The sequence below is a fragment of the Antarctobacter sp. genome (assembly GCF_048262615.1).
Taxonomy (GTDB): domain Bacteria; phylum Pseudomonadota; class Alphaproteobacteria; order Rhodobacterales; family Rhodobacteraceae; genus Antarctobacter.
Map to the genome: position 1 here is coordinate 212688 of NZ_JBLXFB010000002.1, position 15835 is coordinate 228522.

At 62.6% G+C, this 15835-nt stretch carries 19 protein-coding genes; 12 read left to right on the forward strand and 7 right to left on the reverse strand.

Going from position 1 to position 15835, the window contains the following annotated elements:
- Window positions 1–108 precede the first annotated feature (108 nt).
- From rpsT to mutM, 3 genes are all read right to left on the reverse strand, one after another.
- A complete protein-coding gene (gene rpsT, locus ACN0S5_RS03030; protein ID WP_417206063.1) occupies window positions 109–372 on the reverse strand; it encodes a 30S ribosomal protein S20 in 264 nt (87 codons plus the stop codon).
- 254 nt (window positions 373–626) lie between these two features.
- On the reverse strand, window positions 627–1403 hold the full coding sequence (locus tag ACN0S5_RS03035; protein WP_323767691.1) for an enoyl-CoA hydratase: 777 nt from the start codon (window positions 1401–1403) through the stop codon (window positions 627–629).
- 64 nt (window positions 1404–1467) lie between these two features.
- The gene (gene mutM, locus ACN0S5_RS03040) at window positions 1468–2319 is read right to left on the reverse strand and encodes a bifunctional DNA-formamidopyrimidine glycosylase/DNA-(apurinic or apyrimidinic site) lyase (protein ID WP_417205834.1); all 852 of its coding nucleotides are present in this window, start codon (window positions 2317–2319) and stop codon (window positions 1468–1470) included.
- A 76-nt stretch (window positions 2320–2395) separates the two neighbouring features.
- On the opposite strand from mutM, the gene ubiE reads away from it, so the two are divergent.
- Window positions 2396–3148 (forward strand): bifunctional demethylmenaquinone methyltransferase/2-methoxy-6-polyprenyl-1,4-benzoquinol methylase UbiE, encoded by a 753-nt coding sequence (gene ubiE / locus ACN0S5_RS03045; RefSeq protein ID WP_417205836.1) that lies wholly within the window; start codon window positions 2396–2398, stop codon window positions 3146–3148.
- A gap of 1 nt (window position 3149) precedes the next feature.
- The gene (gene ubiB / locus ACN0S5_RS03050; protein WP_417205838.1) at window positions 3150–4682 is read left to right on the forward strand and encodes a 2-polyprenylphenol 6-hydroxylase; all 1533 of its coding nucleotides are present in this window, start codon (window positions 3150–3152) and stop codon (window positions 4680–4682) included.
- Between the two features lie 128 nt (window positions 4683–4810).
- On the opposite strand, the gene ACN0S5_RS03055 is transcribed toward ubiB, so the two are convergent.
- From ACN0S5_RS03055 to ACN0S5_RS03065, 3 genes are all read right to left on the reverse strand, one after another.
- Window positions 4811–4996: a hypothetical protein gene (locus ACN0S5_RS03055; protein WP_417205840.1), complete on the reverse strand. Its 186-nt coding sequence runs from the start codon at window positions 4994–4996 to the stop codon at window positions 4811–4813.
- Window positions 4997–5418: 422 nt separating this feature from the next.
- Entirely contained in the window at window positions 5419–6105 is a 687-nt protein-coding gene (locus tag ACN0S5_RS03060; RefSeq protein ID WP_417205841.1) for a flagellar hook capping FlgD N-terminal domain-containing protein, read from the reverse strand.
- 8 nt (window positions 6106–6113) lie between these two features.
- Window positions 6114–8642: a flagellar hook-length control protein FliK gene (locus ACN0S5_RS03065; RefSeq protein ID WP_417205843.1), complete on the reverse strand. Its 2529-nt coding sequence runs from the start codon at window positions 8640–8642 to the stop codon at window positions 6114–6116.
- Between the two features lie 111 nt (window positions 8643–8753).
- Here ACN0S5_RS03065 and ACN0S5_RS03070 point away from each other — a divergent pair, with 111 nt between their 5' ends.
- The 6 genes from ACN0S5_RS03070 (at window position 8754) to ACN0S5_RS03095 (ending at window position 12971) form a co-directional block, all read left to right on the forward strand.
- A complete protein-coding gene (locus ACN0S5_RS03070) occupies window positions 8754–9023 on the forward strand; it encodes a rod-binding protein (RefSeq protein ID WP_417205845.1) in 270 nt (89 codons plus the stop codon).
- Window positions 9016–9363 (forward strand): flagellar protein FlgN, encoded by a 348-nt coding sequence (locus ACN0S5_RS03075; RefSeq protein WP_417205847.1) that lies wholly within the window; start codon window positions 9016–9018, stop codon window positions 9361–9363. Before ACN0S5_RS03070 ends, ACN0S5_RS03075 begins: the two co-directional genes overlap by 8 nt.
- A gap of 200 nt (window positions 9364–9563) precedes the next feature.
- Window positions 9564–10892 carry a flagellin gene (locus ACN0S5_RS03080; protein ID WP_417205849.1) on the forward strand — a complete coding sequence of 443 codons (1329 nt, stop codon included), beginning with the start codon at window positions 9564–9566 and terminating at the stop codon, window positions 10890–10892.
- Between the two features lie 73 nt (window positions 10893–10965).
- Complete coding sequence (flaF, locus tag ACN0S5_RS03085) at window positions 10966–11343, forward strand: flagellar biosynthesis regulator FlaF (protein WP_417205851.1); 378 nt, start codon at window positions 10966–10968, stop codon at window positions 11341–11343.
- Window positions 11340–11753 carry a flagellar biosynthesis repressor FlbT gene (flbT, locus tag ACN0S5_RS03090; protein WP_417205853.1) on the forward strand — a complete coding sequence of 138 codons (414 nt, stop codon included), beginning with the start codon at window positions 11340–11342 and terminating at the stop codon, window positions 11751–11753. The genes flaF and flbT overlap by 4 nt, the downstream gene beginning before the upstream one ends.
- Window positions 11754–11762: 9 nt before the next feature.
- Window positions 11763–12971, forward strand: coding sequence for a DUF1217 domain-containing protein (locus tag ACN0S5_RS03095; RefSeq protein WP_417206065.1), 1209 nt, complete (start codon window positions 11763–11765; stop codon window positions 12969–12971).
- A 32-nt stretch (window positions 12972–13003) separates the two neighbouring features.
- Here ACN0S5_RS03095 and ACN0S5_RS03100 read toward each other — a convergent pair whose 3' ends face one another.
- Window positions 13004–14371, reverse strand: coding sequence for a FliI/YscN family ATPase (locus tag ACN0S5_RS03100; RefSeq protein ID WP_417205854.1), 1368 nt, complete (start codon window positions 14369–14371; stop codon window positions 13004–13006).
- 84 nt (window positions 14372–14455) lie between these two features.
- On the opposite strand from ACN0S5_RS03100, the gene ACN0S5_RS03105 reads away from it, so the two are divergent.
- Genes ACN0S5_RS03105 through ACN0S5_RS03120 form a run of 4 tightly spaced genes read left to right on the forward strand, consistent with a single transcriptional unit; the run spans window position 14456 to window position 15835 of the window.
- On the forward strand, window positions 14456–14833 hold the full coding sequence (locus ACN0S5_RS03105; protein WP_417205856.1) for a FlgB family protein: 378 nt from the start codon (window positions 14456–14458) through the stop codon (window positions 14831–14833).
- Window positions 14834–14845: 12 nt separating this feature from the next.
- Window positions 14846–15235 carry a flagellar basal body rod protein FlgC gene (gene flgC / locus ACN0S5_RS03110; RefSeq protein ID WP_417205858.1) on the forward strand — a complete coding sequence of 130 codons (390 nt, stop codon included), beginning with the start codon at window positions 14846–14848 and terminating at the stop codon, window positions 15233–15235.
- Window positions 15236–15267: 32 nt separating this feature from the next.
- Window positions 15268–15561 carry a flagellar hook-basal body complex protein FliE gene (fliE, locus tag ACN0S5_RS03115; RefSeq protein WP_089276489.1) on the forward strand — a complete coding sequence of 98 codons (294 nt, stop codon included), beginning with the start codon at window positions 15268–15270 and terminating at the stop codon, window positions 15559–15561.
- Window positions 15562–15565: 4 nt separating this feature from the next.
- Window positions 15566–15835 carry a flagellar biosynthetic protein FliQ gene (locus ACN0S5_RS03120; RefSeq protein WP_417205860.1) on the forward strand — a complete coding sequence of 90 codons (270 nt, stop codon included), beginning with the start codon at window positions 15566–15568 and terminating at the stop codon, window positions 15833–15835.

Below are 15835 nucleotides of genomic sequence, written 5' to 3' on the forward strand. Positions count from 1 at the left end.
CGGGGATCGGCCAAAAAGAATCTCCACTGTGATCAAATGGTTATAGATGCAAAAAGGACGCCACATACTGTGGCGTCCTTTGTCATTACTACCAGATGTTGATCCGGGTCAGCCGATCGCTTTGACCCGTGCGGCCAGGCGCGACATCTTCCGCGACGCGGTATTCTTGTGGAAAATGCCCTTGGTAACACCGCGCATCAGCTCTGGCTGGGCGGCCCGCAGAGCAGAGGTTGCGGCGTCCTTGTCACCGGATGCGATGGCCTCTTCGACCTTGCGCAGATAGGTGCGGATGCGGGAAAGGCGTGCCTTATTGACGGCATAGCGTTTTTCGTTCTGGCGGGCGCGTTTCTTTGCCTGGGGCGAATTTGCCATGATGATCGGTCCTGTTTTTCTGTCTGTCGACGGTGGTCGAATTTCAAAGCGCGTACCGCAGACAGACCCGGCATCCCGTGCCGAACCGATTCTTGCCAAGCGGGCATCACGCGCATGTATGACGGGCGTCTATAGTGGAGCACCCAAAGGGGGGCAAGGCATTTTTCCCCGCCGCCCCGCACACCCCCGAAAAGGGGATGCACAAAACATGCACATCTTATGCACAAAACATGCATACGATGTGCGGATTGGCGTCAGCGGTCGCGGAACTGCGCCGTCCGCTTTTCCGAAAAGGCGGCCATGCCCTCTTTTTGATCCTCGGTCGCAAACAGCGCGTGGAACAGGCGGCGTTCGTACAACAGCCCCTCGGCCAGCGTTGTCTCATAGGCGCGGTTGACCGCTTCCTTGCAGGCGATGGCGGAGATCATCGACTTTTCAGCCACCTTGTCGGCGGCGTTGCGCGCCTCTTCCATCAACTGCTTGGCCGGCACGACGCGACTCACCAGTCCCGCGCGCTCTGCCTCTTCGGCATCCATGAAGCGTCCGGTCAGGTTCATGTCCATCGCCTTGGACTTGCCGACAAAGCGCGTCAGGCGCTGCGTTCCGCCCAGCCCCGGCATGACGCCAAGGTTAATCTCCGGCTGGCCGAATTTCGCGTTGTCACCGGCAATGATGAAATCGCACATCATGGCCAGTTCGCACCCGCCGCCCAGCGCGTATCCCGCCACGGCGGCGATGATCGGCTTGCGGGTCGAGGTGATGGCGTTGCCCTCGCGGCCGAAGAAGTCCGAGAGGAACATCTCGACATAGCTTTTCTCCGACATCTCCTTGATGTCAGCGCCTGCGGCAAACGCCTTGGGCGAGCCGGTGATGATGATGCAGCGCACCTTGTCGTTCTGATCCGCGTCGGCCAGCGCCTCTGACAACTCACCAAGCAGGTGGCTGTTGAGCGCATTCATGGCGTCGGGGCGGTTCAGTTTGATGGTGGCGACGTGGTCTTCTATTTCGACGATGATCGTCTCATAGGCCATGTTCAGGGGCTCCGTCCGGTTCCGTCAGGGGCCAAGCCTTAGCATTTCAGTCACATGGTTCAAGCTATCTTTGACAGGACGGGCAATAGAAGGACGACCGCCCGGATTGCACGATGCGCCGCACGGTGTCGGTACACCCCTCGGTGCGGCAGGGCTGTCCCTCCCGTCCGTAGACGTCAAAGCTGTGCTGAAAATATCCAAGTTCTCCATCGGCTTGACGGAAATCCCGCAGCGACGATCCGCCCGCCGCAATGGCGTCTTGCAGGACCGTCCGGACCACCGGAACGAGGGTCGCAAGCCGCGCGCCGGAGAGGCGATTTACCTTACGTGCGGGATGAATGCGCGTGCGGTACAGCGCCTCGCAGACATAGATATTGCCCAGACCGGCGATGATTTTCTGATCGAGCAGCGCCGCTTTGATGGGCGTTTTCCGTCCCGCCAGCGCCGAAACAAGGTAAGATTCGCTGAACCCGTTGCCCAGCGGTTCCGGACCCAGAACCGCCAGCAGCGGGTGCCCCTCTGCCCCCACGGTCGCCATCAGATCCATCGCGCCAAAGCGGCGCGGGTCGTTGAAGGTGATCCGCGCGCCCTGCCCCATGTCCAGCACCACATGGTCATGCTTTTCCGGCGCGGGGTGGTCATGCACAAAGCGGCCCAGCGGATCGCCCGACACCAGCATCCGCCCGGACATGCCCAGATGGATCAGCAGCGTCTCACCGGTCGACAGGTCCGCAAGGATGTATTTCGACCGCCGCCGCAGCCGGTCGACCCGCGCGCCGGTCAGCCGGTCCGCCATGCGATCGGGAAACGGCCAGCGCAAATCGGGACGGTTGACCCGCGCCCGCGCGATCACCTGTCCCTCCATCACCGGGGCCAGCCCGCGACGGACTGTCTCGACTTCGGGCAATTCGGGCATTGGGCGGCGTCCTTCACATTGTATCACCCCGGCGGCGCTCTATAAGAAGGCGGAACACAACAGGACGGCAAGACCCATGAGCGAAGACAGCGGAAAAACAACGCATTTTGGCTTTACCGAGGTGCCAGAGGGCGAAAAGGCCGGGCGCGTTCAGGGGGTGTTCAGTTCTGTTGCGTCCAAGTACGACGTGATGAACGACGCCATGTCCTTTGGCATTCACCGCGTCTGGAAGGATGCGATGATGGACTGGCTGGCGCCGCGCCCCGGTCAGCGCCTGCTGGACGTGGCGGGCGGCACCGGTGACATCTCTTTCCGCTTTCTCAAACGCGCGGGCCACGGCCACGCCACCGTGCTGGACCTGACGGAGCCGATGCTGGTCGAAGGCCGCAAACGCGCCGAGGCCGGTGCGATGAGCGACCAGTTGGACTGGGTTGTGGGCGACGCCATGGCCCTGCCCTTTCCCGACAACAGCTTTGACGTCTACACGATTTCATTCGGGATTCGGAACGTGACCCGCCCGCAAGACGCCCTGACCGAGGCGTTCCGCGTGCTTCGACCCGGCGGGCGGCTGATGGTGCTGGAGTTCAGCCAGATCCCCAACGACCTGATGCAATGGGCCTATGACCTTTATTCCTTCAACATCATCCCGCGCATGGGTCAGGTGATTGCCGGCGACCGGGACAGCTATCAGTACCTTGTCGAATCGATCCGCAAGTTTCCCGATCAGGAGACCTTTCTGGACATGGTGCAAATGGCCGGTTTCGAGAACGCCAAGTATCGCAACCTGACCATGGGCGTCGCCTGCCTGCACTCTGGCTGGAAACTCTGAGATGCGCGGACCGCACAATATCTGGCGGCTGGTCCGGACCGGCGCCACCCTGGAACGCACCGGCGCCATGCGCGCGGTGCTGGACGCGCTGGAAGCGCCCGCGCCCTTGCGGGTCGCCGCGCGGGTTCTGGGAAGGCCGTTCCGCTGGCTGGGGGATGAGGGCAATCCGGACATGCCGCCGGTTGTGCGGGCGCTGACCGCGCTGGGCCCCGCCTATATCAAGTTCGGCCAGATCCTGTCGACGCGGCCCGACGTGGTCGGCGACGAGATGGCCCGCGAGCTGCGCGTCCTTCAGGACAAGCTGCCGCCCTTTCCGGTCGAAGAGGCCAAGCGTCAGGTCGAGGAAGAGCTGGGGGTTCCGGTCGACGACGTGTTCTCCTACTTCAGCGAACCGGTGGCCGCCGCCTCCATCGCGCAGGTCCACAAGGCGCGGCTGCGCGACACCGGCGAGACCGTCGCCGTCAAGGTTCTGCGCCCCGGCATCGAACGGGCCTTTCAGAAGGACATCGACGCCTTTTACTTTGCCGCCTGGATGATCGAACATCTGTCGCCCGCGGCCCGCCGCCTGCACCCGGAAGAGGTGATCGCCCATTTCGAGGGTGTCGTTTCTGGCGAGCTGGATCTGCGGCTGGAATCGGCGGCCGCCAGTGAGTTCGCGGCCAACACCGAAAAGGATGAGGGATTCGCCCTGCCAGCGGTCAAATGGCCATGGTCCGGTCGCCGGGTGATGACCATGGGCTGGGTTGAGGGTGTCCCGCTGGGCGATAACGAGGCGTTGGACGCCGCCGGACACAACCGGGTCAAACTGTCCGAACGGGTGCTGCAACTGTTCCTGAACCACGCGCTGCGCGACGGGTTTTTCCATGCGGACATGCATCAGGGCAATCTGAAGGTCGCGGCGAACGGCGATATTGTCGCCTATGACTTTGGAATCATGGGATATATCGACGAATACACCCGCCGGGTCTACGCCGAGATCCTCTTTGGCTTTATCCAGCGCGATTACAAGCGCGTGGCCGAGGTGCATTTTGAGGCGGGGTATGTCCCGGCGGATCGCGATGTCGATGAATTTGCCCGCGCCTTGCGGGCCGTGGGTGAACCGATCTTCGGCATGGACGCGACCCGCATTTCCATGGGCAAACTGCTGGCCTATCTCTTTGAGGTGACAGAGCGGTTTGGCATGGAGACGCGGACGGAGTTGATTCTGCTGCAACGCACCATGGTGGTCGTCGAAGGCGTCGCACGCTCACTCGACCCGCGCATGAACATCTGGAAGGTCGCGCATCCGGTGGTCGAGGCCTACATCAAGGAATCGATTGGCCCAAAGGCGGCGGCACAGGACCTGTGGAAGACCGCCATGGTGATGGCACGGTTCGGACCACGTTTGCCCAAGCTGGTTGAGGCGGCGCTGATCCGGCAATCGCTGCCGGACACGACAGTGGCCCCGAACCCATGGCCCGCGCGGCTGGCGTGGACCTCGCTTGGGGCGGTGGCCGGCGGCCTTGTGGCCCTGACCTTGACCGTTCTCAGCTGACACCGGCCAAAGCCCGCGCAAACGCGCGCCCGAATTGATCGCCCGAAATGATCGCCTGCGAATCCCAGCCGTAAAACGCAAAACGGCGGCCCAAGGGCCGCCGCTCTGTTAATTCTGTTCGACTGGGATCAGTCGGTGCCCGAAGCGGCCGCAATCGCGATGATCACAGCGATGCCACCGATGATGGCAAGCGCGGGGATTTCCGGACCAGCGCTCGAAACGAACGGATCCTGGGTGATTTCCTGCGCAGCCACCGGAGCGGCTGCTGCAGCTGCGATCGCTGCGGCGGCAGCAATGATCGAAAGCTTTTTCATGGTATTCTCCAAAACTGTGCAAGCTTGGACGCAGCGCGCCCGACACTTAGGAACCTACACACAAACCGTTTCCCGTTCAAATGACAATTGCGCGCCAATCGCCAAATCCTTGCTGCGCCTGCGCAAATGCGCGTCAAATCGGCAACATTACCACCCTCGCATGCTTGCCCAAGGGTAATCTCCGGCCAAACCGCGCTGGTTCAGAAAGAAGATAGCACAACAAAATCAGATGTATAACAGTCCGTGCGGTGACCTGCTCCGAATATAAGGACCGACACCCACTGGCTAAGCGATGATTCGCCAAAACAATGGGCGAAGCCCCCTGCGATCAGACAGAGCCGGGCTGCGCGCACCCTGACCGTGATGGCAGCGCAGCAAAATGGCGGCCGGTCGCGCGCCCGACCGCGCCAAAGCGATTTGGATCAGGTCTGCGGTGCCCGCAACCCGTCGACCTGCCCCGGATCAAGCTCTGATCCGTCCGACAATCTCAATTGCAGGACATCGCCGTTCTTTCGCACTTCTTCGATTCGACTGTAAACTTGGGCAAGCTTGGTGCCGATCACCGCCTCTTCCTTGTAGCTCTCGACCTCGAATCGATAGACGCCCACCGGCAACGTGGCCCCGGTCTCATCCGTTCCGGCCCAGAACACCTCTTCCTGAGAGGGGTCCAATGTGAACCGCTGGACCACATCGCCATTTGCGTCCCGGACAACAAGCGCGGCGGCGTCCGCCTCTTCGGCGTAATCGGGCCGGATCGCCACCGGCGTGCCGGTAAACAGCGCCGGGGCGCGAACAAGCGCCTCCATCCCGATCCACCCGCTGAGTTCCTGAAGGGCATTGCCGGTCAGCGTCGAACTGACCTCACGCAGAAGGTCATTGGTGAGAACCTGCTGCTCCACCGCAGAGAAGGTCGCAAGTTGCGTCGCATAATCCGTGGAATCCACCGGGTTGAGCGGGTCCTGATTCTGCACCTGAACGGTCAGCATCTTCAGGAATGTGTCGAAATCCGAACTCACGACGGCCTTGGTGTCCGTCGCAGCGCCGGTCTCGACAGCGGCGGCAGCGGTTTTGCTGCTGTAGAGCGGGGGGGGTGTGGTGATGTCCGTCATGTCGTCTCCTAAAATCTGAGGTCCAGCCCATCGGGCGCGGTTGGCGCGACCGGATTGCGGGCGGGATGTTGCTCTTCCATGCCGGCGATGGCGCCGTCCTCTTTGGTGGGAGGCGACCCGTCCCGCTGTCCCCCGTCGCCTTCGGAAAAGGTGAAGGACGCGCCGTCATACCCGGCATCGGCGAGGTCACGCGCAAGCTGGTCGATATGGCGGCGCAGCAGGTCCAGTGTCTCTGGCCGGTCCGCCGAGACATGCACTGTCATGCCCCCGTCGGCGGACACAAGCTGCATCCGGACATGGCCTAGCTCCTCGGGTGACAGGCGAATTTCGACGGCACCGTCTGAAAGTCGCGCCATGCCGTCGGCCACTTGACGGACAGTCGCCATGGTGTCGGTGCGGGTGGTCGCCGCCATGACCGGTGTCACCAGCGTGGCAAATGTCCGGGCCTCCGCGACAGGACTTGCCACCGGGGCCTCCGCCGAAGGCGCGTCGTCAAGAACATCGGCAAGCAACGGGGCGGTCACGCGGGTCATGCCCGGTCTGGGCACCGTGCCGACGGCTTGTGGCCCTTGGGCGGTCATCTTGGCCGACCGTCCTGATGCCGCCTGCGGGATCAGGTCGCGCCGGGCGTATCGTTCGGGTGCCGCCAGTCTTTCAGAACGGATAATGCCCCTGTCGGCCCGTGCCTGACGCGCCTCTTCTGCGCGCGTTGCAATCTTGACCGGTTCCGCCGGACCGGTGGCGGTCACCGCATCGGTTTTCGCGATTGGGTCCGCCCTCCGGATGTCAGAGCCAGCGGTTTGCAAAACAGAGACCCCCGAAAGATGCCCTGACTGCCCCGCCGCATCCAGTGCGGGGCCCGGACCCGGAGATGACGGCACCACCGAGGAACCCACCGCCGGTGGCGGGTTTGAGGTTTCCGGCACAATGGTGTCGATGATCCGAACATCCGCACCGGCGGCAAGCGGTGCTCTTGGTGGGGGCACCGCTATTGGGCCGGCCGCCTGAAGCGGTTCAGGTCCGGCACCCGGCCGCGGCGCGGGGCGCAAAGCGACGCCATCCAAGGCCACATCCACGGTTTCGACGATTTGCCCGTCAAAGAGGGTGCTTGCCCTTGGCGCAACGGATGTGCCGTCGCGGGGGATCCCGTCCGGCACGGCAATTTTGCCAGCAATCGCAAAAGTGTTGCCGGTCAAAGCGGCCTTGTCCAGGTCCGGGCGCGCGCCGTTGTCCGGGCCGTCAAACGGGGCCAGCGGCGGGCTTTGGGTGATCTTGACGGAGGCGGGTGTCCACGCCTCCGGGGGCGCCGATGCGGGCGGCGCGGGTTTCGCCGGAGCGGGCGCAGCGCCTTTCAGCGAAGCGGCAACCGAGGCTTTCAATTCGGGTGCCCTGTTCGGCGCGTCCAAGACCGGATTTGGCAGATCGGTTGCCCGTGGCGCAGAGTGACCCTGCGCGGTTTCGGTCACGCGTGTCAGTGGCACGGTTCCGGCCACGATGCCGCGCGACGGTCCCGGTGGCAAAAGATCGGCCGTTGACAGATCCATGCGAAAGACCGGCAGATCCCGCTGCGCGACAGCTTTTGGCGTCTTTGTTTCCACCGATCCGGGGTTTTCAACGGTATCGGGCAATGCCGCCTTGGGCAAACCGGGATCGGCGGGCGATACCGCCTTGGGCAAAAGAGAGACCCTATCCCCGCCAGCGCCGGGGAGTGGCGGCAAACGATCCTTCGGGTCCTTCGCCTTGGCGGCAGCCGTGAGGTCCGCTGGAACAAAGGCGGCCCTGACCGCCTCTGCCGGGGGCATGTCAGCATGGGGGGCTGTGGCGCTTGCGACAGGCCTCTTGTCCTCACGCGCACCGGTCCCCAAGCCAACGGGGTCGTTCCGCACATTCCGCAATTGGCTTTCGCGATCCACCAAGACCTGCTCATCCAGAGCACCCGGATGGCGTATCGGGCTGGTCCGGGGCGTTTGCGGCCTGTCATCCGGGGCGTCTAGAGGCCTGCCTTGGGCGGTGGCGTCAAACATTGCCGGAGACGTCGGCCCATGTGGGGCGACCGGGGGCTTGCCACGGTCGCCATGGTTGTCCGGCGTCACCGTCTGAGGAGCGGTGCCCGCAACGGCGGAAACACCCGCCGCCGTCAACGCCAGCTTGTGATCACGCCCCTCCTGCACGGAACCGGACGGCAGCGGGTCCGGATCAGCATCGCCGGAAGTTCCGGCCTCGTCCGTCCAGTCCGGTTCCGGGGCCAATGCCGCGCCGTCCGCGTAGCTCTTGGAACGCCCGACGGCCGCAAGGTCGACATCCATGTCGTCCGGAAGGGTGCCGTCCTCACCGGTATCGACCACCAGGACCGCCTCTGGTGCGTCCGCGTCGGACGGTTCGGCGCTTGGCCCCTGGTCGAGGAACCGGGGTGGCCGGTCATCCTCTGCCCGTGCAAAAACGCTCGAAAAATCGATTGTCGGTTCGTCGCCTTTGGGTGTGTCTGGGGTCCGTGACGCTGGCGTCAGGCCCAGCAGGCTTGTCAGTTGGCTCAGCATGAATGCTCCGGGAATTCTTCCACGCGGTCACCCTAGACCAGTCCTCCTTACCACTTCTTTACCGCGATCAGGCCTAATCGAACGGAGCGAGTCGAATTGGAGACAAAGCAAATGGAAATATCCCCGATGCAACGCGGATCCCTTCCGCAACAGGACCGCGCCTTGCGCGAAGCCGCCCGCGAGCTGGAGGCAAACTTTCTCGCGGAAATGCTCAAATCCGCGAAAGTCGGTGAAACGCCGGAAGGATTCGGCGGCGGCGAAGGTGAGAACCAGTTCGCCTCGTTCATGCGCCTGGAACAGGCCCGGCAGATGACCGAAGGCGGCGGAATCGGCCTCGCGGAGTCCCTGTTTCATGCCCTCAAGGAGCGAATCAATGACTGACCAACCCGTGACCGAGCGGCTCAAGACACTGCTTGACGCTGAACGCACCGCCCTTCTGAACGGCGATTTCGACCGGCTTTCCGACCTGATGGAGGAAAAACAGGCGCTGGCCGATGCGCTGGCCGAACGTCCGCTGACCGCCCGCGATGTGGCACCCTTGCGTGACGGACTGCGGCGCAATCAGGAGCTTTTCGATCAGGCCATGGCGGGGATCCGCAATGTTGCCGCGCGCATTGGCGATCTGAACCGGGCGCGCCGCGCCACCGACACCTACGACGCGCATGGCAAACGGCAAACCATCGATGCCCCGGCGTCGAAACGGCTCGAACGCAGAGCCTGAGAATTTGTAAAAAATCCACCGGATAGACAAAGAGGGAATTAGGGCTCCGTTAGGATTGAAAGGCCAAGTTGGCGACGCACCACAACAGGTGGCGCAGACCAGCAAAGAGCTCGGGCTGCATACGTCAGAAAGACGTCAGAGATGCCGTGCGCGGCAAATGCAACCGGCGCAAAAGCGCCTTTTGAAAGCAAGGACACTCTATGTCTAGCATCCTGACGAACAACGGCGCCATGGTGGCGCTGCAAACCCTCAAGTCGATCAATTCCAGCCTCGGTGACACCCAAAAGGAAATCTCGACCGGCAAGAGCGTCGCCAACGCCAAGGACAACTCCGCCGTCTGGGCGATCTCGAAGGTGATGGAAGCCGACGTAAAGGGCTTCAAGGGGATCTCCGACAGCCTCAACCTGGGCCAGTCGACCGTTTCCGTGGCGCGCCAGGCCGCAGAAACCGTGACCGACCTGTTGACCGACGTGAAGGGCAAGATTGTCGCCGCCCAGGAAGAGAACGTCGATCGGGGCAAGATCCAGACGGACATCGATGCGCTGCGCGACCAGATTTCCGCAGTGGTGGGCGCGGCCCAGTTCAACGGCCTCAACCTGCTGTCGAACACCGATACCACCGCCGGGTCCGGCAGCATCAACATCCTGGCCTCGCTGGATCGCTCTGGCAGCGGTGTGACGGCCTCTGACATCACGGTCGGCAAACAGGATCTGGGCACTGCCGCCGGGTCGATCAATGTTGCAACGACCGGGGCCACAGCGATCGGCTCTGACGCCGCCTCGGGTGCGGCCAACGCCGCAGCGGTGGCCCTGACCGGCGCCGCGACCCAGCCGACCACCTTGGCGGTCATCGGCCAGACGGCTGGTGCGGGCACCGCGACCGTCGCCGCAGGCACCGGCTTTTCGATTGAAATCACCGCCGGCGCGGGTGGCCTTGCCACCTTCAACACCACCGCAACAGCCGGCGCGCAGGAAATCACCTATGTCGCCCGCGATGGTGATACCGAAGCGGACGTGGCCCAAGGTCTTGCGGATGCCTTCAACAAGTATGTCGCGGACAATTCCGACATCACCGATGGACTGGGCATCGCAGCCGCCGTCAACGGCACCAGCGCCAACCAGCTTGATTTCACCGGCGCCAACAACACCGGTGACAACTTCTCTGTCCAAGTGCGCAGCTATGCCGTGACCGACACCACCATCGGCGGCCGCCTCGAATCGCTTTCGAGCATCGATGTCACCACGCAGGCCGGTGTCGACAGCGCACTGGACGAAATCGAGGGCCTGATCCAGACCGCCATCGATTCAGCAGCGTCCTTCGGTTCGGCCCAGGGCCGGATCGAAACCCAGGCTGATTTTGTCACCAGCCTGACCGATGCTCTCAAGTCGGGAATCGGCACATTGGTCGATGCCGACATGGAAGAAGCTTCGGCCCGTTTGCAGGCGTTGCAGGTCCAGCAACAGCTGGGCGTGCAGGCACTGTCGATCGCCAACCAGGCACCGCAGTCGCTGCTGTCGCTGTTCCGGTAACCCGGACAACCGGGGGCCGGACGACCGGCCCCCGGATTTCAATTCCTGATCCTCACAACCAGAAGGTTCTGACGTGAACGCACAGACACTTGCGCATCGGGCCTATGCCCAAAACGCCCGCTCGACCCAGACCCCCCGCGGCACTGAATATGAACTTATTGCTCGGGTCACGCATCGGATCAAAGCGGCCGCCGAGGCCGGACCACGTGCCTATCCCAGATTGGTCGAGGCGCTGTCCGACAATCAACGCCTTTGGACTGCGCTTGCGGTGGATGTGGCGGACAGTGAGAACGCCCTGCCGGCGGAATTGCGGGCACGGATTTTCTATCTCGCTGAATTCGTTCAACTTCACACGTCAAAAGTCCTGACAAAAAAGGGGCGTGTCAGACCGCTTCTGGAAATCAACGCCGCAATCCTGCGAGGATTGAGCGGCAGGAGCACACAGAAATGAGCGGACTTGTCCTGAAACTCGGACCACGCGAACGCGTGCTGATCAACGGCGCTGTGATCGAAAACGGCGATCGCCGCAGCCGCCTGTCCATCGTGACGCCCAATGCCAACGTGCTGCGGCTGCGCGACGCGATCCACCCCGGTGAGGCCAAGACCCCGGTCCGGCGACTGTGCTATCATGCGCAACTGATCCTGACCGGAGACGCCAGCGCCGAAGAGGCGCGGACGCAACTGCTGCCGCGGATCGAAGAGCTGAGCCAAATTCTGGTCGACGCGGACAGCCGTCGCCTGCTGACGCAGGCGACAGATGCACTGCTCACGGAACAATTCTATCAATGTCTCAAAGCTTTGCGCGCCCTGATCCCGCGTGAGGACAGGCTGTTGGCCGCTGGTCCGACACCGCAGCAATAGGAATTCGTGATGGCCATCACTCCAATGATTCCAGGCACGGGCCTGGTCGGTTGGCAAGTTCTTCAATCCACGCTGACCACCCAACGCACCGCCTTTAATTCCAGTGCCGAAATCGCGCGGGACACCGAGTATTTTGCCGAGAAGATTGGCAGTATCACCTCGGGCGAGGACCTGGTCGAGGATCGGCGTCTTTTGAGTGTGGCCCTGTCCGCCTTTGGACTGTCCGATCAGGTCGACAGCACCTACCTGATCAAACGTGTCCTGAATGAGGGGGCGGAAGACGACACGGCGCTGGCGAACAAGCTGAGCGACGGACGCTATGTGGCGCTGGCCCGGGCCTTCGATTTCTCCGAAAAAGTCGAGTATCCTTTTCTAGAGGAGGGATTTTCCGACGACATTACGGCCGCTTACGACACCAAGGTCCGCGCCGATCTCGACTCTCTTCTGGCGCAGCCGGAATACGTAAACGACCCGGACGCGGCGGCGGCTCTGGAAGAACAAACGCTGTTGGTTCTGGAATCGACCAAGGCCTATTTCGAAGAAAACATTGCCTCGGTTACGTCGGTTGACGATTTCCTGGCGGATACCGACCTGTTGAAGGTTGCTCTGGGGGCGTTCGGCGCAGAGAAATGGATCAACAGTCCGGCGCTTCTGAAACAAGCTCTGGAGGACGGCGGCGCAGGGCCGGGCGCGCTGGCCAATGTGCTGGGGGAAAAGGGCCTGGCTGCCATGTCGCGGGCGTTCGGATTCGACACCGAGCCGTCAACCGTCCTTCAGGCCGATGATTTTGCAAGCGATATCATCGACAGTCACCAATGGCAGCTTTTCGAAGAGGCGGTGAGCAACGTCAATCCAGCCATCGGAAACGCGCTCAGTTTTCAACGTGCGGCTCCGGGGCTGGCGGGGTTGTCTTCGTCCGACAACACCAAATGGTACAGTGTTCTGGGCGACACGATGATGCGCGACGTCTTTCAGACCGCGCTGGGACTTCCCGCCGGATTCAGCCAAATCGACCTCGACAAGCAGCTGGAAATGCTGACCGAAAAGGCGGAGAGCCGCTTTGGCATCACCAAGTTCGCCGATCTTGAAAACCCGGAAGTCCTGAACAAGGTGATCCACAGCTATCTTCTCCAATCGCAGGTGTCGCAATCCGCCGGCACCGGGTCGAGCCAGATCGCGCTCACCCTGCTGTCGTCCATCAATATTCAACGGTTCTGACCCTGAGCCTCCGGACCCTTTGGCCGGGGTCTTTATCGGGCGCGGGAAACCGGTCGACCCTGCGGCGGACGGCGGGCAGGCGCCACAGCGCTCCGCCGCAGGATAAGTTCCAGCTTCTGAAACGCGCCGGCTGCCCCGTTCAACGAACGTTCCGCCAAAAACCCGTCGAGATCTGGCCAGACCTTCATCACCTGATCCAGCAGCGGATCTTCTCCCTCGCGGTACAATCCGGCACGCACCATGGTCTCGGACCGGGCGTAGGCCCCCAACAGGCTGCGCACCTTCTGGATCAGGTCGTTTTCATGGTCGTTTGCCGCCTCTGGCAAGCTGCGCGAGACGGAGCGCAACAGGTCGATTGCCGGAAATCTGCCCCTTTCGGCAATCTGCCGGTCCAGCACCACATGTCCGTCCAACACGCCGCGCAAGATATCCGCCACCGGTTCGTCCATGTCCGATCCAGCGACAAGAACGCTGAAGATGGCGGTGATATCGCCGGTTCCTTGCAATCCCGGCCCTGCCCGCTCGGCAAGGCGCATGATCTGGTGCGCGACCGATGGCGGGTGCCCCCGCAATGCGGGCAATTCGCCTGAGGCAATGGCCACCTCGCGGTGTGCCTCGGCAAATCGGGTAATCGAATCAGCAAGGTAGAGAACATGTTTGCCCTGATCCCGGAAATGCTCGGCGATGGTCATCGCCGCCAAGGGGCACCGGCGACGTTCCAGCGGAGAACGGTCAGAGGTGGCCGCGACAACGACGCTGCGGGCCATACCCTCTGGCCCCAGAACAGAGGTCACAAATTCCAGCACCTCGCGCCCACGCTCCCCGACCAGCGCCAGTACAACGACATCAGCCTCCATCCCCTGTGCCAGTTGCGCAAGAAGACGTGATTTGCCAACCCCGGACCCGGCAAACAGGCCGACACGCTGCCCCTGAACAATCGGCAACAGCGTGTCGAAAACCGCCAAACCCGTGTCCAGCCGCGCACCCAGCCGGCGGCGGGCCGCAGCGGGCGGCGGGCTGGCCCGGAACGGGCGCCTGTGTTTGCCCGGACCGATCGGCGCGCCGTCCAGCGGGCGACCGTAGGCATCGACCACCCGTCCAATCCAACTGTCGCAAGGGGCCAGTGTCGGCGGCCCCAGCACCGCAACGCGGTCGCCCTTGGACACCCCATCCGGCACCTCGTCCGGAAGCATCGCCACCAGATCGTCGCGAATCCGCAACACCTCGCCGCCGAGAACGTTGCTCCCGTGCATCAGACGCAGCCTGTCGCCAATACAGGCGTGTTCCGCCAGCCCCCGCACCCAGATAATGGTGCCATCCACCGATTGCACGCGCCCGACGGCCCGCACCGGCTGCATCTGCGAAATCCGCGCCCTGAGGCCGGTAATGTCGTCGTCCATCGTACGCTCCGTTCATTCCTCGCAAACCATATCTAAAGGAATCAGCGTTAAGCCTTGATTTAAGCAATCGAGGGAGAAGCCCCGATGTTCCAGAATTTGGACGTCTTCAGAACGGCGATGGCCATGGCGCGGCATGCGGGCATGCAGCAGGCTTTCAGCAGCCAGAATATCGCAAACGCGGATACACCCGGTTACCGGGCCCGCGAAATGCCGAAGTTTCAGGACACCCTGCGCGACTCGATGATGGGTCAGCGGGCATCGCGGGACACGCATCTCAACGGCAGCTCCGGTCGCACGGTCGATCTTTCGGAACGCCGCGACGCGCTCGACCCGAACGGGAACACCGTTTCGCTGGAACAAGAGATGGTCACGGCGGTGGACGCCAAACGCCAGCACGACCGCGCGCTGGCGATTTACCGCAGCAACCTCAGCATTCTGCGCGCCAGTCTTGGCCGTGGCTAAAGGAGCAGCCCAATGAGTGATTTTTCCAACGCGTTGAACGTGACCACCACGGGCCTTCAGGCCCAGGCCGCGCGCCTGCGCCTCTTGTCCGAGAATATCGCCAACGTCGACACACCCGGATATCGCCGCAAAACCATGCCGTTCGAGGCATTGCCCACCGCGGCGGATGTGACAGGTGTCAGGGCGGGCGATGTCACGCTGGACCGGTCCGATCTTGAAAAGATCCACGACCCGGCGCACCCGCTTGCCGATGAAACCGGCCATTACCTTGGGTCCAACGTCGATTTGATCATCGAGATTGCCGATGCCCGCGAGGCGCAGCGATCCTATGAGGCCAATCTCAAGATGTTTGACCAGACGCGCCAGATGGCCACCAGCCTGATGGACCTGCTGCGTCGTTAACCCTCTGAAATTTATAGTGACAGGAGACCAGAATGGACGTCCGCTCTCTATTTGCCGCACAGAAATACGCGGCCTCGCGCCCCGCCATGCAGCCCGAACCGGAACAGGCGGTGCCGCTGGAAAAGGATTTCACCCGCATCACGGAGGAATTCGTTGATCAGTTGCGGCAAGCCGAGGAGACCGCCAAGACCGCCATGACCAGCGACGCCGATCCGCACGCCTTGGTTGAGGCGCTGGCCCAATCGGAACTGGCGGTCGAAACCGTGGTCGCCGTGCGTGACAAGGTGGTCGAGGCCTATCAGGAAATTCTCAGGATGCCGGTCTGACGCCATGCTGACAGAGGTCATCTTCTTCGACACGCTGCGCATGGGGTTGTGGATCGCCACGGTGACCTCCGTGCCGATCCTCACCGCCGCACTGGTCATGGGCGTCGGTGTCGGCCTGTTTCAGGCGCTCACTTCCATTCAGGAGATGACGCTGACCTTTGTCCCCAAACTGCTCGCCATTGTCGCCGTCTTCTGGATGTCGATGAGCTTTATGACCCGGACGCTCGTGGAGTTTTTCCAAGGGCAAATCATTCCCCTCATCACCGGAGGCTGA

Coding starts and splice junctions, on each gene's coding strand:
- rpsT (WP_417206063.1), bottom strand. CDS start 372: ATGGCAAATTCGCCCCAGGCAAAGAAACGCGCCCGCCAGAACGAAAAA.
- ACN0S5_RS03035 (WP_323767691.1), bottom strand. CDS start 1,403: ATGGCCTATGAGACGATCATCGTCGAAATAGAAGACCACGTCGCCACC.
- mutM (WP_417205834.1), bottom strand. CDS start 2,319: ATGCCCGAATTGCCCGAAGTCGAGACAGTCCGTCGCGGGCTGGCCCCG.
- ubiE (WP_417205836.1), top strand. CDS start 2,396: ATGAGCGAAGACAGCGGAAAAACAACGCATTTTGGCTTTACCGAGGTG.
- ubiB (WP_417205838.1), top strand. CDS start 3,150: ATGCGCGGACCGCACAATATCTGGCGGCTGGTCCGGACCGGCGCCACC.
- ACN0S5_RS03055 (WP_417205840.1), bottom strand. CDS start 4,996: ATGAAAAAGCTTTCGATCATTGCTGCCGCCGCAGCGATCGCAGCTGCA.
- ACN0S5_RS03060 (WP_417205841.1), bottom strand. CDS start 6,105: ATGACGGACATCACCACACCCCCCCCGCTCTACAGCAGCAAAACCGCT.
- ACN0S5_RS03065 (WP_417205843.1), bottom strand. CDS start 8,642: ATGCTGAGCCAACTGACAAGCCTGCTGGGCCTGACGCCAGCGTCACGG.
- ACN0S5_RS03070 (WP_417205845.1), top strand. CDS start 8,754: ATGGAAATATCCCCGATGCAACGCGGATCCCTTCCGCAACAGGACCGC.
- ACN0S5_RS03075 (WP_417205847.1), top strand. CDS start 9,016: ATGACTGACCAACCCGTGACCGAGCGGCTCAAGACACTGCTTGACGCT.
- ACN0S5_RS03080 (WP_417205849.1), top strand. CDS start 9,564: ATGTCTAGCATCCTGACGAACAACGGCGCCATGGTGGCGCTGCAAACC.
- flbT (WP_417205853.1), top strand. CDS start 11,340: ATGAGCGGACTTGTCCTGAAACTCGGACCACGCGAACGCGTGCTGATC.
- ACN0S5_RS03095 (WP_417206065.1), top strand. CDS start 11,763: ATGGCCATCACTCCAATGATTCCAGGCACGGGCCTGGTCGGTTGGCAA.
- ACN0S5_RS03100 (WP_417205854.1), bottom strand. CDS start 14,371: ATGGACGACGACATTACCGGCCTCAGGGCGCGGATTTCGCAGATGCAG.
- ACN0S5_RS03105 (WP_417205856.1), top strand. CDS start 14,456: ATGTTCCAGAATTTGGACGTCTTCAGAACGGCGATGGCCATGGCGCGG.
- flgC (WP_417205858.1), top strand. CDS start 14,846: ATGAGTGATTTTTCCAACGCGTTGAACGTGACCACCACGGGCCTTCAG.
- fliE (WP_089276489.1), top strand. CDS start 15,268: ATGGACGTCCGCTCTCTATTTGCCGCACAGAAATACGCGGCCTCGCGC.
- ACN0S5_RS03120 (WP_417205860.1), top strand. CDS start 15,566: ATGCTGACAGAGGTCATCTTCTTCGACACGCTGCGCATGGGGTTGTGG.